General features: G+C 33.2%; 1 protein-coding gene. It reads right to left on the bottom strand.

Annotated elements, in window-relative coordinates:
- Nucleotides 1-136 precede the first annotated feature (136 nt).
- On the bottom strand, nt 137-988 hold an 852-nt coding region (locus ACFSQ0_RS07105), incomplete at its 5' end, for a sialate O-acetylesterase (protein ID WP_379046214.1).

The following is a 988-nucleotide window of genomic DNA, read 5'->3' as shown; positions in this document are numbered from 1 at the left end:
CAACGTCCCGAATAACGCAAGTTGCGGCTTGGAGACTTGAATTTGTCCGTTAAACTCTATTTTAAAAAGTAGTCAAAAATGTCATTTTTGACAGGTATTCCGCAATTTGTGTTATTCATTGTTATGGGCAGGCTTTTTAGTTCAGGTATGTTCTGGCATATCTTTCACCTAAAATTCTAATACTTTCCGAGCTGAAATGAACTTTATCTCCTTTATGCTCCAAATCAGCTGTTTTGACCACCTTTGTAAGACTATCGGTGGAGGCATAAGCTCTAATTTTTTCATTAATTTTTTCCCATTGTTCACGGTTAGCTGAAAATGAACCGAGCTCTCCAATAATAATTGGCAGCTTATTATTTCCAGAGGTTTTTCTAAACTTTGTAATTAATTGATTTAATTTATTTTGATAATTTTCTATATCTTTTTCATTTGTAGCATCATTTTCTCCTTGATGCCAAATAATGCCTTTTAATGTTCCGTAACTTTTTCCTAATTCCAATTTTTCTTTAAAATTCGTAAACAATTGGACATTCCGAAAATTATCATCATTTAACCATTGCGTTATCGAGCTTCCACCGACGGCAGTTGGAATTAATAAAACTGAAATACTGTCTGGAACATTTTTAATTAATTCTTCTCCAAATGAAAGTCCGACATCTAAACCTGTCATAGTAGGTTCATAAAAGTGAAGAGGTTCTTTTGCGTATATTAATTCATTCTTTTTATTAATAGTTAATATTCTTTTTGAAGGTATTGTATCCTGAGGTTCAACCAAGCCACGTCCTGCCATATTTGATTGTCCAGCTAAAAGGAAAACCCAAACATTCTTTTTCTCGGGATTTACCGTCACTTGCAATTCTTCTTTGGGAAAATTTTCAGTCCGTTTATCATCTGTTTTGTTAGAACACGAAATCATTAAAAGGCCGATAGTGGATAACAGTAGTTTTTTAATCATATATATGTTTTTTTTCAGCTTGCCCATAACGTG

The sequence above is a fragment of the Mesonia sediminis genome (assembly GCF_042684705.1).
Lineage (GTDB): Bacteria > Bacteroidota > Bacteroidia > Flavobacteriales > Flavobacteriaceae > Mesonia > Mesonia sediminis.
Note: the sequence above shows the minus strand (reverse complement) of the source record. Positions and strands in the feature narration are given on the sequence as shown.